This is a genomic window from Agrobacterium sp. rho-13.3 (assembly GCF_033957765.2).
In the GTDB taxonomy this organism is placed as follows: Bacteria; Pseudomonadota; Alphaproteobacteria; order Rhizobiales; family Rhizobiaceae; genus Agrobacterium.
Genome location: NZ_CP192774.1, coordinates 2,988,077 through 3,007,187 on the forward strand (window position 1 = coordinate 2,988,077; position 19,111 = coordinate 3,007,187).

At 55.2% G+C, this 19,111-nt stretch carries 22 protein-coding genes and 1 tRNA gene; 7 read left to right on the top strand and 16 right to left on the bottom strand.

Features of this window, described 5'->3' with window-relative positions; all coding sequences use genetic code 11:
* Window positions 1-19: 19 nt before the first annotated feature.
* From RMR16_RS14465 to RMR16_RS14505, 9 genes are all read right to left on the bottom strand, one after another.
* Window positions 20-1,006: a type II secretion system F family protein gene (locus RMR16_RS14465; protein WP_320200202.1), complete on the bottom strand. Its 987-nt coding sequence runs from the start codon at window positions 1,004-1,006 to the stop codon at window positions 20-22.
* Window positions 1,007-1,018: 12 nt separating this feature from the next.
* Window positions 1,019-2,023, bottom strand: coding sequence for a type II secretion system F family protein (locus RMR16_RS14470; RefSeq protein ID WP_320200201.1), 1,005 nt, complete (start codon window positions 2,021-2,023; stop codon window positions 1,019-1,021).
* Between the two features lie 18 nt (window positions 2,024-2,041).
* On the bottom strand, window positions 2,042-3,514 hold the full coding sequence (locus RMR16_RS14475; RefSeq protein WP_320200200.1) for a CpaF family protein: 1,473 nt from the start codon (window positions 3,512-3,514) through the stop codon (window positions 2,042-2,044).
* 40 nt (window positions 3,515-3,554) lie between these two features.
* Window positions 3,555-4,844, bottom strand: a complete 1,290-nt coding sequence (locus tag RMR16_RS14480) for an AAA family ATPase (RefSeq protein ID WP_320200199.1) — start codon at window positions 4,842-4,844, stop codon at window positions 3,555-3,557.
* 37 nt (window positions 4,845-4,881) lie between these two features.
* The gene (locus tag RMR16_RS14485) at window positions 4,882-5,562 is read right to left on the bottom strand and encodes a CpaD family pilus assembly protein (protein WP_320200198.1); all 681 of its coding nucleotides are present in this window, start codon (window positions 5,560-5,562) and stop codon (window positions 4,882-4,884) included.
* A gap of 14 nt (window positions 5,563-5,576) precedes the next feature.
* Entirely contained in the window at window positions 5,577-7,166 is a 1,590-nt protein-coding gene (locus tag RMR16_RS14490; RefSeq protein ID WP_320200197.1) for a type II and III secretion system protein family protein, read from the bottom strand.
* Window positions 7,163-7,969 carry a Flp pilus assembly protein CpaB gene (gene cpaB, locus RMR16_RS14495; RefSeq protein WP_320200196.1) on the bottom strand — a complete coding sequence of 269 codons (807 nt, stop codon included), beginning with the start codon at window positions 7,967-7,969 and terminating at the stop codon, window positions 7,163-7,165. Before cpaB ends, RMR16_RS14490 begins: the two co-directional genes overlap by 4 nt.
* A 115-nt stretch (window positions 7,970-8,084) precedes the next feature.
* Window positions 8,085-8,597 (bottom strand): A24 family peptidase, encoded by a 513-nt coding sequence (locus RMR16_RS14500; RefSeq protein WP_320200381.1) that lies wholly within the window; start codon window positions 8,595-8,597, stop codon window positions 8,085-8,087.
* Between the two features lie 86 nt (window positions 8,598-8,683).
* On the bottom strand, window positions 8,684-8,866 hold the full coding sequence (locus RMR16_RS14505; protein WP_320200195.1) for a Flp family type IVb pilin: 183 nt from the start codon (window positions 8,864-8,866) through the stop codon (window positions 8,684-8,686).
* Window positions 8,867-9,291: 425 nt separating this feature from the next.
* Here RMR16_RS14505 and RMR16_RS14510 point away from each other — a divergent pair, with 425 nt between their 5' ends.
* Window positions 9,292-9,702 carry a pilus assembly protein N-terminal domain-containing protein gene (locus RMR16_RS14510; RefSeq protein ID WP_413786006.1) on the top strand — a complete coding sequence of 137 codons (411 nt, stop codon included), beginning with the start codon at window positions 9,292-9,294 and terminating at the stop codon, window positions 9,700-9,702.
* A gap of 222 nt (window positions 9,703-9,924) precedes the next feature.
* On the opposite strand, the gene RMR16_RS14515 is transcribed toward RMR16_RS14510, so the two are convergent.
* The 5 genes from RMR16_RS14515 to RMR16_RS14535 all read right to left on the bottom strand — a co-directional run bounded on the left by RMR16_RS14515 (window position 9,925) and on the right by RMR16_RS14535 (window position 12,198).
* A tRNA-Leu gene (locus RMR16_RS14515) sits at window positions 9,925-10,011 on the bottom strand.
* A 169-nt stretch (window positions 10,012-10,180) separates the two neighbouring features.
* On the bottom strand, window positions 10,181-10,492 hold the full coding sequence (locus RMR16_RS14520; protein WP_320200193.1) for a SelT/SelW/SelH family protein: 312 nt from the start codon (window positions 10,490-10,492) through the stop codon (window positions 10,181-10,183).
* A gap of 109 nt (window positions 10,493-10,601) precedes the next feature.
* On the bottom strand, window positions 10,602-11,120 hold the full coding sequence (locus tag RMR16_RS14525; RefSeq protein ID WP_320200192.1) for a GNAT family N-acetyltransferase: 519 nt from the start codon (window positions 11,118-11,120) through the stop codon (window positions 10,602-10,604).
* Window positions 11,121-11,136: 16 nt separating this feature from the next.
* Entirely contained in the window at window positions 11,137-11,718 is a 582-nt protein-coding gene (locus tag RMR16_RS14530; protein ID WP_320200380.1) for a helix-turn-helix domain-containing protein, read from the bottom strand.
* Window positions 11,719-11,796: 78 nt separating this feature from the next.
* Entirely contained in the window at window positions 11,797-12,198 is a 402-nt protein-coding gene (locus RMR16_RS14535) for a ketosteroid isomerase-related protein (protein ID WP_320200191.1), read from the bottom strand.
* Between the two features lie 79 nt (window positions 12,199-12,277).
* Between RMR16_RS14535 and RMR16_RS14540 the strand changes: the two genes are divergently transcribed.
* From RMR16_RS14540 to RMR16_RS14560, 5 genes are all read left to right on the top strand, one after another.
* Complete coding sequence (locus RMR16_RS14540; RefSeq protein ID WP_320200190.1) at window positions 12,278-12,874, top strand: GNAT family N-acetyltransferase; 597 nt, start codon at window positions 12,278-12,280, stop codon at window positions 12,872-12,874.
* Window positions 12,871-13,740 (top strand): carbon-nitrogen hydrolase family protein, encoded by an 870-nt coding sequence (locus RMR16_RS14545; protein WP_320200189.1) that lies wholly within the window; start codon window positions 12,871-12,873, stop codon window positions 13,738-13,740. Before RMR16_RS14540 ends, RMR16_RS14545 begins: the two co-directional genes overlap by 4 nt.
* A 61-nt stretch (window positions 13,741-13,801) precedes the next feature.
* The gene (gene lepA, locus RMR16_RS14550; protein WP_320200379.1) at window positions 13,802-15,640 is read left to right on the top strand and encodes a translation elongation factor 4; all 1,839 of its coding nucleotides are present in this window, start codon (window positions 13,802-13,804) and stop codon (window positions 15,638-15,640) included.
* Window positions 15,641-15,694: 54 nt separating this feature from the next.
* The gene (locus RMR16_RS14555) at window positions 15,695-15,925 is read left to right on the top strand and encodes a type II toxin-antitoxin system CcdA family antitoxin (RefSeq protein ID WP_320200188.1); all 231 of its coding nucleotides are present in this window, start codon (window positions 15,695-15,697) and stop codon (window positions 15,923-15,925) included.
* Window positions 15,926-16,057: 132 nt separating this feature from the next.
* Complete coding sequence (locus RMR16_RS14560) at window positions 16,058-16,225, top strand: CcdB family protein (RefSeq protein ID WP_432354671.1); 168 nt, start codon at window positions 16,058-16,060, stop codon at window positions 16,223-16,225.
* Between the two features lie 92 nt (window positions 16,226-16,317).
* On the opposite strand, the gene RMR16_RS14565 is transcribed toward RMR16_RS14560, so the two are convergent.
* Both RMR16_RS14565 and RMR16_RS14570 read right to left on the bottom strand, forming a co-directional pair.
* The gene (locus RMR16_RS14565; protein ID WP_320200187.1) at window positions 16,318-16,638 is read right to left on the bottom strand and encodes a hypothetical protein; all 321 of its coding nucleotides are present in this window, start codon (window positions 16,636-16,638) and stop codon (window positions 16,318-16,320) included.
* A gap of 85 nt (window positions 16,639-16,723) precedes the next feature.
* On the bottom strand, window positions 16,724-18,139 hold the full coding sequence (locus tag RMR16_RS14570; protein WP_320200186.1) for a PLP-dependent aminotransferase family protein: 1,416 nt from the start codon (window positions 18,137-18,139) through the stop codon (window positions 16,724-16,726).
* A 105-nt stretch (window positions 18,140-18,244) separates the two neighbouring features.
* On the opposite strand from RMR16_RS14570, the gene RMR16_RS14575 reads away from it, so the two are divergent.
* The gene (locus tag RMR16_RS14575; RefSeq protein ID WP_320200185.1) at window positions 18,245-19,108 is read left to right on the top strand and encodes a DMT family transporter; all 864 of its coding nucleotides are present in this window, start codon (window positions 18,245-18,247) and stop codon (window positions 19,106-19,108) included.
* Window positions 19,109-19,111: the final 3 nt, after the last annotated feature.

Sequence of the window (19,111 nt, forward strand, 5' to 3'; positions counted from 1 at the left end):
GGTTTAACCTTCTTCGTCTTCAGAACGAGTCAGAAACGCGAATACCTGCTGGTCCAAGAATGACTGCGATCAGAACCGGCAAGAAAAACAGGATCATCGGCACCGTAAGTTTCGGCGGAAGTGCAGACGCCTTCTTTTCAGCCTCGTTCATTCGCTCATCGCGGCCTTCCTGCGCCAAAACGCGAAGAGCTTGCGCCAATGGCGTGCCATAGCGTTCGGCTTGAATGAGGGCTTGGACGACGCTTTTCACGCCGTCCAGCTGGGTGCGAATGCCCAGATTTTCGAGCGCGGTGCGTCGGTCTTGCAGAAATGACAGCTCGGCTGTGGTCAGCACCATTTCTTCGGCAAGCTCGGGAGACTGATCGGCCATTTCTTCAGCCACTCGGCGCATAGCGGCTTCCATGGACACGCCAGATTCCACGCAGATCAGCATCAGGTCCAGTGCGTCAGGCCAGGCGCGTTTGATGGATTTCTGGCGCTTGTTCATCTGGTTGGAAACGAAGATGTTTGGCGCGTAAAAACCAAGATAACCAAACCCGAGTACGGCCATCAGGCGAATGCCAAACGCTTTTTCTGCCAGATTGCCCATGACGAAAACCCAGAAAAAGGACAGCATCAGAAAAACGAAGGGCAGAATGAACCGGGCAGCGAGAAAGGTGTTCAGCGCGTTCTGGGAGCGATACCCCGCCGCTCTCAGCTTGTTCACCGTGTTGACGTCTACAAGCGCTTCACGCAGGTTAAAACGCTCGACGATACGGCGTGCCGACTTGTTGTTGTTGGAGCGCAGCGTCGCCTTGCCACCCTTTGCAAGTTCATTTGCACGCTCGCGTTCACGGATTCTGATTTGGTCGCGTTCTGTCGACACGGCCTTCATGCGCTTGTTGAGGTCTCCCTTTTCAAAATAGGGAATGGCAAGCGTGTAGAACGTCGCAAACACCGCTATCGACACCAGAATGGCGACGATAAGCAGCGGGTTGGTCAGGCTGGACGCGAGTTGCTCTGTCATGGCTTTGTGACCTCACATATCGAAATTGATCATGTTGCGCATGATGACGATGCCAATGGACATCCAGACTGCCGATGCCCCGAGAATGAGGTGCCCACGCGGATCGGTGAAAAGCACCATGATATAATCCGGCGAGGTAAGGTAAACGAGCGTTGCCACGATGAAGGGAAGGGCGCCGATGATGACGGCAGATGCCTTCGCTTCCATGGAAAGTGCGCTGACTTTCGCTTTCATCTTGCGGCGCTCACGCAGCACTTTGGACAGGTTTGCCAAAGCTTCCGAAAGGTTGCCGCCAGCCTGCGCCTGAATGGTAATCACCGTGCCAAAGAAGTTTACTTCCGGCAAAGGCATGGTCAGCATCATGCGGTTGATGCCGTCCGGAATGCTCATGCCGACCTGTTGTGCTTCTACGACGCGTTGAAACTCGGTTTTTACCGGCTCCTGCCCGTCGGACGCAATCAGTCGCACCGCATCGTTCAGAGGCAAGCCGGACTTGATGGACCGATACATAACATCAAGTGCATTCGGAAACTCTTCGAGAAACTTGGTCTGACGGCGTTTGACGAGAAAGCCGAGGATCCAGCGCGGAAGTCCCAAAGCACCGACAAAGCCGCCACCCAAGGCAAGAAGAAACGGTGCGCCATAAAGCAGCGCGACGAGAAAGATGGCCAGCCCGAGCCCGCCGCTCATCAGATAGAATTTTCTGACCGAAAAGGAAGAACCGGCCTGTATGAGCCTGCCTTTGACGCTGGTGTCTTTTCTGTCTTTTGCTTTTTCGTTTTGTTTCTTCTCAAGGTCTTTCAACGTGTCCTGGACGGACTTGCGCCGCTTGCCCAGTTCCTGCACGCGGTCGCGAGCGGCCTTGATCTTGTTGTGATCGGTTTCTGCTGCCTTGACGCGGCTGACCCGGCTTGCGGTTTTTTTCTCGACTTCGATCTGCGGAAACAGGAAGACATAGGCCATCGCTCCTGCCGATACGGCGACGAGGATAACAAGCAACATCACAGTCATGTTCATTTACTGTTCCGCCGTGCTTTATTGAGACTGGATTTCCATTTCATCAAGGGCGGCCGCAAGGCGCTTATCCTCGTTGAAATAGCGGGCGCGATCCCAGAAATGCGGTTTGCTGATGCCGGTTGAAACATGGCGGCCGATCAGGCGACCGTTTGCGTCTTCGCCATCGATTTCGTACCGCATCAAGTCCTGGGTGATGATGACATCGCCTTCCATGCCCAGCACTTCGGTCACTTGCGTGATCCGTCGCGAACCATCACGAAGACGGGCGGCCTGAATGACGATATCCACCGAAGACGAGATGATTTCGCGCACTGTTTTCGCGGGCAGGCTGAAGCCACCCATGGCGATCATGGATTCCATGCGGCTCAGGCATTCACGTGGTGTATTGGCGTGAATGGTGCCCATGGAGCCGTCATGGCCGGTGTTCATGGCTTGCAAAAGATCGAAGACCTCAGATCCACGCACTTCACCGACGATGATCCGTTCCGGGCGCATACGGAGGCAGTTCTTGACGAGATCACGCATGGTGATTTCGCCTTCGCCCTCGATGTTCGGCGGGCGTGTTTCCAGACGCACCACATGCGGCTGCTGAAGCTGAAGTTCGGCAGTGTCTTCGCAGGTAATGATACGCTCTGTCTTGTCGATGTAACTCGTCAAGCAGTTCAAAAGCGTGGTTTTACCTGAGCCCGTACCGCCTGATATAACCACATTACAGCGTACGCGCCCGATGATTTGCAGGAGAACCGCGCCCTCAGGCGTAATGGCGCCAAAGCGGACCAGCTGGTCGAGCGTCAGCTTGTCTTTCTTGAACTTTCGGATCGTCAGAACAGGACCGTCGATGGCAAGCGGCGGGGCGATGACGTTGACACGCGAACCGTCTGGAAGACGGGCATCGCAGATCGGGCTTGATTCATCGACACGGCGTCCGACCTGGCTAACGATACGCTGGCAGATCGACAGAAGTTGGCCGTTATCACGGAAACGGATATCGGATTCGATGGTCTTGCCGCCGACTTCGATAAAGGTCTGGCCAGAGCCATTGACCATGATATCGGCAATGTCATCGCGGGCGAGAAGCGGCTCCAGAGGACCGTAGCCCAGAACATCGTTGCAAATGTCCTCCAGCAGTTCTTCCTGCTCGGAAATCGACATCGCGAAATTTTTGATGGTGATGATATCGTTGACGATATCGCGAATTTCTTCGCGTGCGCTTTCGGTATCGAGTTTTGCCAGTTGCGACAGGTCGATCGTGTCGATCAGCGCCGAAAACACCTGTGCTTTCGTTTGATAATATTCGTCGGTGCGTGCTCGTTTTCGCGGCTGCGGCGGCTCAGAGCGGGATGTGGCAGGAACCGATGCCGGTGCAAGAACCATCGTATCGCCCGGTTCCGCACGCGGTGTTATGGCAGCAGCAGGCTGCGCAGGCGGTGGAGCCGCCTGTGCGTTATTGGAGCTTCTTACGAAGCCATCGCCGCCACGTTTTCCGAACATTTGTTTTTTCCAATGTGTCGCTGCACGGTAAAGCCGCGCATTACTTACGTTTTATAAGGTCCATAAACTTGCCGAGCCCGGCGCGCTTTGTTTTGCGCAGGGACGAGCGGCCCGTCACGATGTGGGAAATCTGCGAAAAGGTTTCGGCAATGGGTGACTTCGCATCGATTTCGCTGATCATCCGCCCGCTATTGGATGCACTCCCAAACAACTGCACATCAAAGGGAATGATGGCAATCGGTTCGATTTCAAGCGGTTCGAAGAAGTCCGCAGGCGCGATTTCGGGCCGTTTCGCCATGCCAACCTGATTGAGAACCAGATGCGGGGCCTTGTCATTGGGCCGCAGCTTCTTCAGCGCATCCAACAGGTTCTTGGTGTTTCTCAGATTGGCGAGATCCGGTACGGCAGTAATCACCACCTCATCAGCCTCCGAAAGCACGGTCTGCGTCCAGTCCGACCAGATGTGCGGAACGTCCAGCACGGCCACGGGCGCACTGCGTTGCAGAAGCTCCAGAATGGGCTGGAACGCCAGCCGCTCGAAATCGTAGGTTCGATCCAGCAATGACGGTGCGGCGAGCAGCGAAAGATGTTCTGAACATTTCGTCAGCAGACGATCGAGAAAAACTTCATCCAGACGCTCAGGCGCATAGACGGCTTCCGCAATACCTTGCGCGGGGTCCTGATCGAAATCGATATTGGCCGTACCAAAGGCAAGATCGAGGTCGGCAAGAATGGTCTCGGTCGAAAAAAGGTTTGATATGCCAAAGGCGCAATTATGGGCGATGGTCGATGAACCTACGCCGCCCTTGGAGCCGACGAACGCAATATTGCGACCAAGTGGTTCTGCCTCCGGGTCCACGAAAATGGCAGAGATGGATGCCAGCAAATCCGGCATTTTCACCGGTGCGACCAGATATTCCGAGATGCCGTTGCGCATGAGATCACGGTAAAGGGAAATATCGTTGTAACGACCGATGATGATCACGCGGGTCGTCGGATCACAAACCTCGGCAAGCGGTGCTAAGTCATTGAGCAGCGTGGATGGCTCGCGGGCTGTTTCAAGAACGATCAGGTTCGGCGTTGGGCTGGACGAAAACATCGTCGCAGCCGCTTCGATTTCGCCGTTGGTCACGCGCAGGCTAACTTTCGTCATCCGCCTGTCGCCGGAAAGACGATCCATAAGCCGCTGCATGCCTTCGCTTTCGCAAAACGCATGAATGGAGATGCGGGGCAGCGGCCTCAGCCCATCCAGATCGCCCGCGCGCAAAGGCTCATCGGAGTAGGTTTCATCCGGATCCTTGCGCTGTATGTCGTAGTCTACCGGGCTCATGGTTTATCCTGTTGCCGCATGCGTTGAGTGCTGGTCATTATTCCGTGGTGGCTGTGGTCTTACCTGCACGATAGTTGCCGATCACCAACGAGCGACGCTCCGCATCAATCGGGCTCATGCCACGCGGGCCGACAAGGTCCATCGGATTAGCGATTTGCGCAGCAAGATTGTTCTGGGATGCGCAACCGAAATTGTACCAGTTTTTGTTGGAATAGGTGTTGTTGGACAGGTCTTCCGGCCATTGTCCGCACTGTCCGGTCATTGCTGTAATCGCAATGTAGCTCAGCCGTATCGGTGCCGCGTCTCCAGAAGCGGCTGCACGATAGGGCGTTTCCACGATCTTGCCCGCAGGTATGCCAGATGATGTCAGTGCCGAGCGAACCTGACGTTTGATAAGAGACGCCGCCGCCGAGTTTGGCGAGCCGGTCGGTAGCTGAATTTGCACGACGCCAGAGGACGTCGCACTATAGCTCTGGGCAAAGCCCTTGATGTTATCCACCATGCCAATCGTCAGGCGGTTATCCCCGGACGACACCGGAATATCGAGTGAATGCTGCGCTTCCGAAAGTGTGATCGGGTGGCGGGTGCGGTAGTCATCGGGAATGGCGCCCGTCGACATCGGATCACGCGCGCAGCCTTGCGCAAGTGCTGCCGTGGTCAGCAGTGCAACAATGAGACCGGTTTTCCGGAGGGAGTGACTGAGGGCGAAAGGTTTCATCTGATGCATCTTTGTCATTTGTAGATAAACCCTACGGAGCCCTGATAGGGCTGTGTGTGTGCCTGTTGTTTGTTGCCGTAAACCTTGTTCACCCGGTTCATGAAATACATGGCCGCATCGTTTTCCGGGTTGAAGTTGTCATCCGGTCTGGCGATCTCGTTGCGTGACACGGGGCGGACGAGATAGGGCGTGGCAATAATGACAAGTTCCGTCTCGTTTCGGATAAAATCCTTGCTGCGGAACAGTGTGCCCAGCACCGGCACCTTGGAAACACCCGGTATCCCGGACATCGCCTGACGGACATTGTCCTGAACGAGACCGGCAATCACGATGGAGCCGCCGGAAGGCAGTTCTACGCTTGTGGATGCTTCACGTTTGCGAATCGACATGTAGGTGCTGCCCGGAATGTTAATGCTGCTGCCATTGCCGGTCACAGCGCTGCCTTCAAAAGTAGGCTCGGACACGTTCGTTTCGATTTTCAGACTGATACGGCCTGGCGATAAAACCACGGGACGGAAATTCAGCTCAATGCCGTAGTCAACCGTATCGGTTGTCCGTGTTACCGTTTGTTTTCCGTCAGTATCAATTGCCACTTCTTGCTCGGCTGGCAGCCGGAATTGTCCACCAACATAGAACTTAGCCTGCTCCCCAGAAATTGCGGTGAGGCTCGGTTCTGCCAATGTGCGCATCACACCAGCCTGTTCCATGGCATTGAAATAGCTGCTGAGCGCCACTTTGCCGATCGAACCGGCAATACTGCCCGTACCTGCAAGACCTATCGCATTTCCAAGGTTGGCTGGGTTGGAGAACGCGACGCGTCCGCCAAAATCGCTCCCTGAACCGCTGATCGAGCCGTTGAAACCGAGCTGCTTCAACACCTGTCGGCTGACCTCGGCGACCGTTACCTTCAGCGTGACCTGATCCTCACCTTCAATCGTCAGCATATTGACGATGGAAGAGTTCTGGCGGTCTTCGGCGAAAATCGCGACAGCGCCGTCGCCATTGCTCTGGCTGGTTTCAGTGATGTTGCGTGTCGTCGCTTCACCGCCCTTCAGGAAGGCAGTGGCAAGCTGTACGGCACGGGCAGAATCCTGCGGCGTGCGCACGCTTCCCGACAATACGATGTTGTCGGAAACGATCTCGACGCGAATATCCGATTCAGGAATGAACCGCCGCAAATTGGCTTCAAGGCCGGAAATGTCACGCTCGACTTCCAAATCGAGGCTGACGATTTCCTGGCCCTGCGCGCCGAAAATGAAAATATTCGTCTGTCCAACAGCTTTTCCAAACAGGTAAATGCGTCGGGAACTGCGCGTCACGGCATCCGCCATGCTGGGATCTGCAACAAGAATATCATGCGCGTCCTGCGGCAGATCAATCACCAGCGCCTTGTTCAGCCCCAGTTTCAGCCGCTTGCGTGTGCCCGTACCACTCTCTGTAATGCGCACGATGCTTGCGTTTTGGGCAAGCGCTTCAGTCGTACCGAGACCAAAAGGTGCGTTGGCACCGGGAAAGCCTGAGAATGCAATGCAAAACGCAAGGCCGCCAGACAGCGAGGAAAGCATGGCGCGTTTCAGACTATGATTTTTTTGTTGTCTGGTCATTGTGACGCCCCTTGTCCTTCCCGGACGATTGAGCCGGATTTGATGACCTGAATTGCCGGCTTGCCTGAGCCAGCGCTCAGCAGATAATCGGCGGACGTCGTGTCGCTCTCCTGCGCATCTGCAATGGAGCGCAGGGAAAGCGTCAGACGGTCGGCCATTTGTTGTGCGACAGTCATGATTTTTGCTTGCTCGGGTGTGAGCTCCAGCGTGGCTGTCGCGCCCACCACGGCTGTCGTTCCGTCTTCACCTTCTTTGATCTGCTGATCGATGGCGAGAACACGGACATTGTTGAGAACATTTTCCGTCAGGAATGTGCCCGCGTCGCCCTTGCGAACCATGATCACGTCGACGCGGTCATTGGGCAGCACGAAACCGCCAGCACCCGTCGCAACGGAAATCTCTGTCGCCAAAGCGCGTTTGCCAGCCGGAAGAAGCGAGGACATGATGCGTGTGCTGGAATCAACCACCTTTTCGGGACGGAGAGGCTCGCCTTCAAACAATGGTAGGCGCACGACGGCGCCTGTGAGTTCCGTTATAGCGTCGGGCCGTTTGTTTTCAGTCACCAAACTGTCGTTGATGCTTCCCTGAGGCCACGGCGCCCAGCGCACGGAATCCGCATTCAAGCGGCTGCCAACGGGAAGATTGACCGAAGAGACGAGGACGTTGACGGTCGGCTCTCTCTGAATAATGGCTTCTGCTTTTTCAACGACCTGCTGAGGGCCAGCCAGTTGCATAGCCAGCAAACCGGCGAGACCGGCGGCAACAACAGCTACGGAAAGAATGATCACACGTGACGGCTTCATGCTAGGCCCTTGAAAGAGTCAGAATCTCTGTCCTCAAGGATGGCCCGCCATTGGTGTAATTATAGTTAATAAAATGTCTGTATTTCTGGTTAATCAAAAATAAACGCAGGCTTCGTCAAAGCATATGCTGCATAGCGAGCTGTACAATGGGTGCTTCGGGGTACGTCAGCAAACCAGCTATCGCGATAGCAATTCCGTAAGGGACTTTTTTTGCGACCAATAGTGAGTCGGGAATGGGAATGCCGCTGGCCATGATTTCTTGTGAGCGGGAGCGCAAAAGCAAAATTGCCACTGTTAGAATGCCCCCGACAAGTGCAACGCAGACCAGAAATGTTGCAAGCGAAGCGTTAAAGCCAAACCAAATTGCTAATGCGGTCAAAAGCTTTGCATCACCTCCACCCATAGTGTTCAACGCGAAAAGAGCGAAGCACGCACAGAAAACGGTCAGTCCGGCTAGAAGGTTCATGCCGAATGACTGCAAATCCATGCCAGTGAAAGGCGCAATGACCACAAAGCCACCGAACAGTATAATTGAAATTCTGTTTGGTATTGTCATTGTGAAAAGATCGGTGAACGCTGCAAATGCAAGGCAAAGTGGGACAATAAGGAATATCGCCGATATAACCATCATACTGCCCTCACTTGCGAGTCGTAACTTTCAAAAATGGAAACTGCCCCGAATGGGGCAGAAATCCGTTATCTCAAGTTCGGAAATCAAGGTGCTTTGGCAGTTACGTTGAGGTAAGTTGCGACGTTAGCAAACTGCGTGCTCAAGTTCTTTCCGAGCGTTGTAGCACCAGTGATAATAGCAACGGAAATCAGGGCTGCGATCAGGCCGTATTCGATGGCGGTCGCGCCGGACTCGTCATTCATGAAGCGAGCGAAAATCTTGGTCATGCGGGTTCTCCTAAACTCTTCTATTGTTGTTCAGCACGCCGACAACTGTTTTCCGTTGTTCGGTTGTCCTCAAACTACAGAAGGCCGATTTCCAATCGCTTAAAAAATTGCGTTAAAAATAAGTAAACACGATGTTGAATTCACCATAGTAAACAACAACGTAAAGTAATAATTCTATCTTTAGAGAACTCTGGAGGCCCTTATTGTCAAAGGGTTTTGGTCGCTTTTCTTGCCTTGTGTGGTTCACGGGGTGGGACGCAACCTGTTCGATTATGAAGCATTGAATTATAAGGGCTTTCTCAACTGCTGATATGTAATTTACACCTTTTATTATGGTGCCGATGTTTAACCCTTCATTCACCAATCCGGCGCATGGTGTTTTTGATTGAAATGCCGCAACGCATCAACGAAGGCTGTCCATATCCATGTCATCCGCTTTTATGACTAGAATTGCTGTTACTTTGACGGTGCTTGCCGCCACACCAGCAACGGTCATGTCCGCCGACAGCGATATGCTGCGTGTGTCGATGAACCACGCGCGGGTTTTAAAGCTCGATCGCCCCGTCAGCAAAGTCATCATCGGCAATTCCAAGGTCGCCGACGCGACAGTGGCCGATGCTAAAACTATCGTTCTGACCGGCCGCAGCTTTGGCACTACCAACCTCGTCCTGCTGGATGCGGAAGGCAACGCTATCGTTGATGAGCGCATTCTTGTCTCGATAGACGAGGGCAACACGGTGCGCGTTTTCCGCCAGACCGCAAGAACGGTTCTGTCCTGTACGCCCAATTGCGAAGAACACTCGCCAAACGAAGGCGCATCCGCCACCGGTCAATAAGACACCGCTTTTTGATGAGTGTTAGGATGAAAGCGGGGGCAGCGTTTATAACGCCTTGTGTCCCAAACGATCCATGCCCCTATTGAACTTCAGCACGAAGCTTTCATGGATTTCTGTCGTTGTCGTTAAAGGCTTACGCGCAATTTCGCGGCGCCCGATGGGCGTTTTTTCTCACACAAAATTTCAGGTAAGTGCTTGATCTGGCTAAGATCAAAAATGGAATGGTGCCCAGAAGAGGACTCGAACCTCCACACCCTTTCGAGTACCAGCACCTGAAGCTGGCGCGTCTACCAATTCCGCCATCTGGGCGACGAGGAGCCATGTACGGGGGCAGTCGTCTGGTGTCAACAGCCATTGTGAAGTTTTGTGACGATCTTTTGTTTTTCAGTGAAAAAACTTGGAAGTCACTGTGGATGCCCCTCGGTTTGACGCCGATGAATGAGGTTTCGTGATGGCCTAAAACCGGTCCTGAACAGAATCAGGTGTCGAGTCCCTCGTTCTTTGAACGGTCGAGATGGCCGAGGTCACGGTCCGGGTCGATGACATCGCGGACGCGTTGTTTGAGTTCCTTGGGGCCGGGGAAACCGCCGTCGCGCTTGCGCTCCCAAATGCTTGTTCCATCGAGAAGGATTTCGAAACGACCGCCGGTTGCTGGAACGAGCGAAACTTCCGCCAGGCTGTCGGCGAATGTATGCAGCAACTCCTGCGCCATCCATGATGAGCGCAAAAGCCAGTTGCACTGGGTACAGTAGACAATGGAAATGCGCGGTTTGGATTGTGCGTCTGTCATTTTGTCCCTCCTTGGTTCTTGGGCAGGCCCATGTTTCTTCGGCGTGTGAATGTTTGCAAGTGCCGATCCGGGAAAAACAAAATGATCAGATGGACGCAGTGCCGTAGATCTAACCGATCCGTTTGTAAAACAACGTCGTTCCGCAAAAGCTTCCATCCGGAAACAAGGCGTAATCGGGAATAACCCCGACGCGCTCCCAGCCAAAGCGGGGATAGATGGCTTCTGCTTCGCTGCCGGTGGCTGTGTCCAGCACCAGAAGCGTCCTGCCGCGCTTTGCCGTTTCTGCCTCAACCCGTTCCATCAGCCTGCGGGCAAGGCCAAGGCCGCGCGCAGAGCGATGCACGAGGAGCTTCATCAGGTCGCCCCGGTGCGGCTGGTTCGGTTTCGAGGCCAAGCCCACCTGCACCGTGCCGACTATTTTGCCATCCACCTCTGCCACCACATGAATGGTGCCGCCTTCCTCAATGGCGTCTGCAACGCTCAACCAAAACGCTCTCGCGTCGACCGGTGTGAAGGGCAGCATAAAGCCCACGGATGCGCCGCCATTGACGCAATCAGATAGAATCTCGCAAAGGTCAGGCAGCGCGGCCAGCGTTTCTTGCCTGGTCAGCACACGAATCGTTGCCATTTCAATCTCCAGAATTTTAGTGTTTTCTTTGATCCAGCACCACGGCGTAGCGCGCCGGCCTGTCGGATGGATTGTGAAACGCGTGGCCGTCGCCCAAGGGCATGAACAGGCAATCGCCCGGTTCCATCCGGTGCACCTCATCGGTCGTCGTCATTTCGAGCGCGCCTTCCAGCAGCCAGATATATTGCGTCATTCCCCGGCTTGCCGCATGTGGCGGAAAGCTGACACGGGCACCCGCAGGAAAGGTCACTTCAACGATATCGACGTCAGAGCCAACGCGCGGCGGCGAAATGGCACGGCGCACATAACCGGTTTCAGGGTCTTGCCATATCTGCTGGTCCTGTTTTCGCACCAGTGGCGAAACGGCCTGCTCCTCCGCAGCAAAAAAGCCCGAAAGTGATAGGCCGAGTGCGGAGCAGATACGGGCGAGTAGCGAGGCAGTGGGGCTGGCCTCACCACGCTCGATGCGGGAGATCATGGCGCGGCTGACACCGGATACGCTGGCAAGCTGATCCAGTGTCAGCCCACCTTGGGTTCGCAGATGCTTTATACGCCCGGCGATGGAGCGTTCAAAAATATCGTTTTCATTTTCCATTATGCAAGAATAAATTTCTCTCATGATGGAGTCAATATCCACGATAGAAGAATTTCTCAGGCGATGAGGCGAAGATGCCAGCTAGGCGCCGACCTGTGCAATCCAGTCGTTCAGGTTATAATAATTGGTGACGCGGCTGATTTTGCCGTCTTTCAGTTCGAAAAAAGCACCGGCGGGCAGCACATATTTCTGACCGTTGGCGTCCGGCAATCCCTCGTCTGTTGTCAGATATTCGCCGTTGACGATGAATTCTGCGGAGCCGCGTTTGCCATCCTCGCTGCCCATGATGACTATGTCCGTCAGCGTTTCCTTATAGCAGCGGTTCATGTGGTCCATGAATGTCGCGAAGGTGGCCTTGCCGCTTTGGCGTTCGCCCTGATTGATGTCATGCACGACATTATCGCTCAGCAGTGCCAGAAAAGAGTCCATATCCTGTCGGTTGAAGGCGTCGTAATAGGCGTGGATCGTGTCTGTGGCGGTCATGTCGTCTCCATCTCTCAACAGAACTTGGCGGGCATTTGCTGCTAAGATATAACCATGCAACGCAAATGTGAAAACGCTTATGACCGTCGAAATTCGTTCCCTTTCCGGCATCGATGCCACACCATTTTTCGATGATCTTGCGCGGCTGCGCATCACGGTCTTTCGCGCATTTCCGTACCTTTACAATGGATCGCTGGCCTATGAGCGGAAATATCTGGAGACCTATGCGAAGGCGCAAGGTGCCGTTTTCGTGCTGGCGCTTTCCGGTGGTGTTGTCGTGGGTGTGTCTACCGGTATTCCGATGATGGCCGAAACGGATGAGGTCAAGGCGCCTTTTGTGGAGGCGGGGTACGATCCTTCCCGCATTTTCTATTTCGGAGAAAGCGTGCTTTTGCCGGATTATCGCGGCCACGGCACTGGCGTGCGGTTTTTTGAGGAGCGTGAAGCGCATGCAAACCGTTTTGGCGGTTTCGAGTGGTGTACCTTTTGTGCGGTGGAGCGACCAACAGATCATTCGCGTCGGCCGGTGGATTACGTGCCTTTGGATAGTTTCTGGAAAAAGCGCGGTTACAGGCATCACCCGGAGCTTCGCACCAGCTTCTTTTGGCAAGACCTTGATGAGAGTGGCGAAAGCCCAAAGCCTTTGTCGTTCTGGATGAAAAGGATTGCGACGTGACGAGACTTGCTGCCAGCCAATATGCCATAGACCTCATTGAAACATGGGATGCCTATTCCAGCCATTTGGCGGCGATTGTGCAAGAGGCGAAAGATGCAGGTGCGGAGCTTCTTTTGCTGCCGGAATATTCGGCCATGGCGCTCACAGGGCAATTGCCGCCAGACGTTCGCTCTGATCTGCACCTCTCTATCGCAGCTATCCAGCCGCTTATCCCTGTGTGGGTGGAGCTTTGCGACGAGCTTGCGCGCCAACACCAGATCATCTTTCAGCCGGGCAGCGCGCCGGTGAAAGACCCGGACGGAAAATTCAAAAACCGGGCATGGCTGTTTGGGTCAGATGGTTTGATCGGTTATCAGGACAAGCAGATCATGACCCGTTTCGAGCGGGAACAATGGAACATACATGCGGGCGTTGAGGGTCTGAAAGCTTTTGATACGCCCATCGGCAAGCTCGGCATTCTCATCTGTTACGACAATGAGTTTCCTATGCTTGGGCGCAGATTGGCGGAGCTGGGTGTGGAACTGGTGCTGGCACCAAGCTGCACGGATACGCTGGCAGGAGCATACCGTGTGCGCATCGGCGCGCAGGCGAGGGCGCTGGAAAATCAATATGCCGTGCTGTCATCGCCAACTGCTGGTGAAGCACCATGGTCTCCCGCTGTCGATGAAAATCGCGGACGTGCCGCGCTTTATGTGCCACCAGATTACGGCATGCCACCTTCGGGAATCGTCGCGCAAAGCGAACACGGTGAGGTGACGCAAAGCACGCTTCTGGTGGTTGACATCGACCTTGGCGATGTGGCGCGGCTTCGCAACGAGGGGCAGGTTGCCACTCGCCGCGACTGGCCGGAGCAATTTGCTATCTAAAAGCCTGCTTTTCGGCGGCTTTTAATTAAATTCCCGCTTTGCTGGCGCAACGGCCCCTGCTATAGCGCGGGGCATGAGCACAAATTCGACCCGCACCCCGCTTGACCATATCCGCAACTTCTCCATCGTCGCGCATATCGACCATGGCAAATCGACACTTGCCGACCGGTTGATCCAGTCGACCGGTGGCCTTGCCGAACGCGATATGTCCGAGCAGGTGCTCGACAATATGGATATCGAGCGGGAACGTGGCATCACCATCAAGGCACAGACCGTACGCCTGCATTACAAGGCGAATAACGGTGAAACATATGTGCTGAACCTCATCGATACCCCCGGTCACGTCGACTTTGCCTATGAAGTGTCTCGTTCGCTGTCGGCCTGCGAAGGTTCGTTGCTGGTGGTGGATGCGTCACAGGGCGTGGAAGCACAGACGCTCGCCAACGTTTATCAGGCCATCGATAACGACCACGAAATTGTGACGGTTCTGAACAAGATCGATCTGCCGGCGGCAGAGCCAGACCGCATCCGCGAACAGATCGAAGAAGTCATCGGCATCGATGCGTCTCAGGCTGTGCTGATCTCGGCCAAGACTGGCCTCGGCATTCCAGACGTTTTGGAAGCTATCGTGCACCAGTTGCCAGCACCAAAGAGCGAGCTTGGCGAAAAGGGTCCGTTGAAGGCTCTGCTGGTGGATAGCTGGTATGACACCTATCTCGGCGTTATGGTTCTGGTCCGCGTTCTGGATGGCGTGCTGACCAAGGGTCAGACCATCCGCATGATGGGCACGGATGCAAAATATCAGGTGGAGCGCGTCGGCGTTCTCACGCCTAAGATGGTGGCTGTCGATAGCCTCGGCCCGGGCGAAATCGGTTTCATCACCGGATCGATCAAGGAAGTGGCCGACACCCGCGTTGGCGATACCATCACCGAAGACAAGCGGCCAACAGCGCAGGCTCTGCCAGGCTTCAAGCCCGCACAGCCGGTGGTGTTCTGCGGTCTTTTCCCGGTCGATGCTGCCGACTTCGAAGACCTGCGTGCTGCCATGGGCAAGCTTCGCCTTAATGATGCGTCCTTCTCCTTTGAAATGGAATCATCTGCCGCTCTCGGCTTTGGTTTCCGTTGCGGCTTCCTTGGCCTGCTGCATCTGGAAATCATTCAGGAGCGTCTGGAGCGCGAATTCGATCTCGACCTGATCGCCACCGCGCCTTCGGTGGTCTATCAGTTGACGATGACCGATGGTTCCGAGCGCGAGCTACACAACCCTGCTGACATGCCTGACGTCGTGAAGATTTCCGAAATCCGCGAACCATGGATCAAGGCAACGATTTTGACGCCGGACGATTACCTCGGCGGCATTTTGAAGCTGTGTCAGGACCGCCGTGGCGTTCAGACAGAACTCACCTATGTCGGCAAGCGCGCCATGCTCACCTATGAGTTGCCGCTTAACGAAGTGGTGTTCGATTTCTACGATCGCTTGAAGTCCATCTCAAAGGGTTATGCCTCCTTCGATTACCATCTCGACGGTTACCGCGAAGGCAACCTCGTCAAGATGTCGATCATGGTCAATGGCGAGCCTGTCGACGCGCTCTCCATGCTGGTCCACCGCACCGCTGCCGAAAAGCGCGGTCGCGACATGTGCGAGAAGTTGAAAGACTTGATCCCGCGTCACATGTTCAAGATCCCGATTCAGGCAGCGATCGGTGGCAATGTCATCGCCCGCGAAACGATCTCGGCCATGCGCAAGGACGTAACCGCCAAGTGCTACGGCGGCGATGCCACCCGTAAGCGCAAACTTCTGGACAAGCAGAAGGAAGGCAAGAAGCGCATGCGCCAGTTCGGCAAGGTGGACATTCCGCAGGAAGCGTTCATTGCCGCGCTAAAGATGAGCGACGATTGATCTTTTCTTTGAACGTAATGCGTATACAATATGCGCATTACGTTGGAGATCGTCATGCCATCACCGGTCAGAAAGGCTGCTAACCTTTCGTTGGACAATGTCCTCGTCGAGCAAGCGCGCGAATTGAAGATCAACATATCCCGCGCTGCCGAAGAGGGGATCACCCATGCCATCAAGGCTGAGCGTGAACGGCTGTGGCGGCTGGAAAATGCCGAAGCAATTCGCCTCGAAAACGAATATGTCGAAAAGCACGGACTGCCATTCGCTCAGTACCGCAAGTTCTGATGGCCCGGTTTTGCGTTTATCGAATGTCGGACAGCCACATATTGGCACTAGACCTTCAGGCCGATATTCTGGAAAGCCTAAAAAACACGCGTTATTGCCCCACTTTACCCCATTGATGAACTGTCGTGGTCAATAACGCGGCTCAGCCCTCGCTTCACCATTGACGGGGACGTTTTTGTCATGGCGACGCAGAGAATGGTTGCCATATCTGTTCAGGAAATCGGAGATTTCGTCATCGATCTTTCCAGCCGCAGTGACGATATCGTTGCTGTAACTGATTTTCTTTTCCAGGGTTTCTGATTTCAGTTGATTGCCGCTATTCGTCGTGAAAAACAACGAAAAACCGCCTGCCGTAAGGCAAGCGGTTTTCATTTATCACATCACCAATCCTGTTAGGGCTGGGTCTGCGTGCCACCAGTGTTTGGCGAAGCAGGGGCCATCGTGTTGGCTGGCGGCGCTGCGGGTGTCATCGGCGCTGGTGCGGGAGCCTGATCAGTGACTGCCGGCGGCGTCGTGGATGATGTTGTTGTTGGGTCGGTTCTTGACGGTGCGCTCATCTGCATCCAGATAAAGCCGCCAACCAACAGAACGGCAATAACCGCTACCCATGGTGCCCAGCCAGCGGACTTGCGGGCTGCTTCAGGCGTTGTGCGCAGTTCAGGGCGGTCCGGACGAAGGTTCGGGTCGCGTGGCAGGTTTGGATCGAATGTCATTGTCTTTTCTCCTCTTCCTATGGGGAGAAAATGCACTTCCGCGTGATTGGTTCCAGAAATCTACGATTCTTGAAAAAAGCGCCCGTTATTGGCGCAACGCCGCATTGATCGCCGTGCGCAAAATATCCACCAGCTTCGGGTCATCACATTGCGAAACATTGAAGCGCATATAGCCCGCTGCGGTCTGCGCCTGACTGAACACATTGCCCGGCGCAAGCACCACATTTTCCGTCAAGGCGTGGCGCGCCACATCTGCCGCGTCCACGCCGTCCGGCAGTCTGCACCATAAAAAAACGCCCGCCTGCGGTTCGATCCATGGTGTTATGCCGAGTGGTTTGAGTTTGGTAATGGTGTCCAACCTTGCCCGGGCAAGCCGCACTTTCATCGCCTCGATGTGGCGGCGATAACTTCCGTCCTTCAGAGCGGACAGCACAAGGGCTTCACAAAGCTGGCTTCCAGAAAAACTGGCGGCGATTTTCATGTCGGTCAGCGGCTCTATCCAGTCCTTCGGTGCAGCAATATAGCCACATCGAACAGACGCAGAGAGCGTTTTGGAAAAACTGCCGATCTGCACCACGCGGTTCAGGCCGTCGAAGGCGGCAAGTCTTGGCGCTCTCTGCTCTTCGAAATCTGCAAAAATATCGTCTTCGATAATCGTCATCCCCGCACGTTCCACCAGCATCAGTACACGATGCGCCGTAACCGGGGAAAGAACGGCACCCGTCGGATTGTGGATCGCAGAGTTGGTGATGTAGAGCCTTGGCCTATGCTCCTCCAACGCCTGTTCGAACAATGCGATATCGGGACCGGATGGCGTGTAGGGGACGCCAATGACCTTGACGCGATGGGCGCGCAAAATGGCATGAAAATTAAAATAACACGGGTCGTCCACCAGCACGGTCTGTCCCGGCTCCAGCAGAAACCGACACAACAGATCAATGGCCTGCGTACCGGAATCGGCCAGCAGAATTTGCTCTGCACCCGCATGCACGCCAACGTCACCCAGTCTTCGCGACAGCAGTTGTCGAAGCGGCAAAAGACCAAGCGGCGAGCTATAATCGGTCAGAAACTCCGTTCCAGCGCGGGAGACGTTGCGCATGGCACGGCGCAGGGTGTCCTCCGGCATCCAGGAGGATGGCAACCAGCCACAGCCGGGTTTTATCATGCCCTCGCGCCCGTCCAGCGCCATCCGCGAAACCCAGAATGGATCGACGGCGCGATCCAGTTTCGGCCCGATATCCACAAGCGATAGGGGTGCCAATGTGCTGGCCACATAAAACCCGGAGCCGGGGCGGGAGCGGATCGCACCTTCTGCCACCAGCCGCTCGTAAGCTTCCACAACGGTGGAGGTGGAAACCTGCATCGCCTTGGCAAAGCCGCGCACAGAGGGAAGTTTCGCACCAGATGAAAGGCTGCGGGCAGAGATCCGACGGCGAATTTCCACCATCACGCTATCGATCCGCGGTGCCGCGTTGTCGGCTTTTTGCACAGATACATCCATCTGTATTGCTCCATTCGGCATAACGGTTTTGTCAAACCGTATCGTACTGTCGCTGTGAACGCCATCCACAGCGGCGCATAGCTTCCATCAAAATGGAGCAGTGCAATGGACAGATTATCAAGCGGTTGGTGGAGCGGGTTTCTAGGGGTGGTCATTTTCAGTGGCTCATTGCCGGCGACCCGCATGGCGGTGACGGGTTTCGATCCCGTGTTCCTCACCCTTGCCCGCGCCAGCATTGCCGGGCTGCTGGGCCTTGCCCTGCTTCTGGTATTTCAACAGAAACGCCCTGCCCGAAGTGATGTGCTGTCACTTGCGATCGTTTCTCTGGGCGTGGTCGTCGGTTTTCCGCTGCTGACGGCGTTGGCGCTGAAACACATCACCTCAGCGCATTCCATCGTTTTTGTCGGGCTTCTTCCATTGGCAACCGCGATTTTTGCGGTGCTGCGCGGCGGAGAGCGTCCACGTCCGGCCTTCTGGCTGTTCTCCTGCCTCGGCAGCGCGCTGGTTGGCGGGTTTGCACTGACGCAAAGTGGAACCGCGTCGCTGACAGGTGCTCTTTTGATGTTGGCGGCTATTGCCGCATGTGGGCTGGGTTATGCAGAAGGGGCCGCACTGTCGCGCAGGCTGGGCGGCTGGCAGGTCATTTCTTGGGCGCTGGTTTTGTCGCTGCCCGTCATGCTGCCATTGGCGCTTTTCACCATGCCCACCTCGTTGAACAACATCGCCGGTGCCGCATGGGGCGGCCTCGTTTATGTGTCGTTGTTCAGCATGCTCATCGGTTTTGTCTTCTGGTATCGCGGGTTAGCGCTCGGCGGTATTGCCGCCGTTGGCCAACTGCAATTGCTCCAGCCCTTCTTCGGCCTCGTTCTGGCAGCGACCCTGTTGGGAGAGCCGATCAGTGCTGCCATGCTGACTGTGACGCTGGGCGTTGTGGCCTGCGTGGCGGGCGCAAAGAAGTTCTCTCAATAGAGT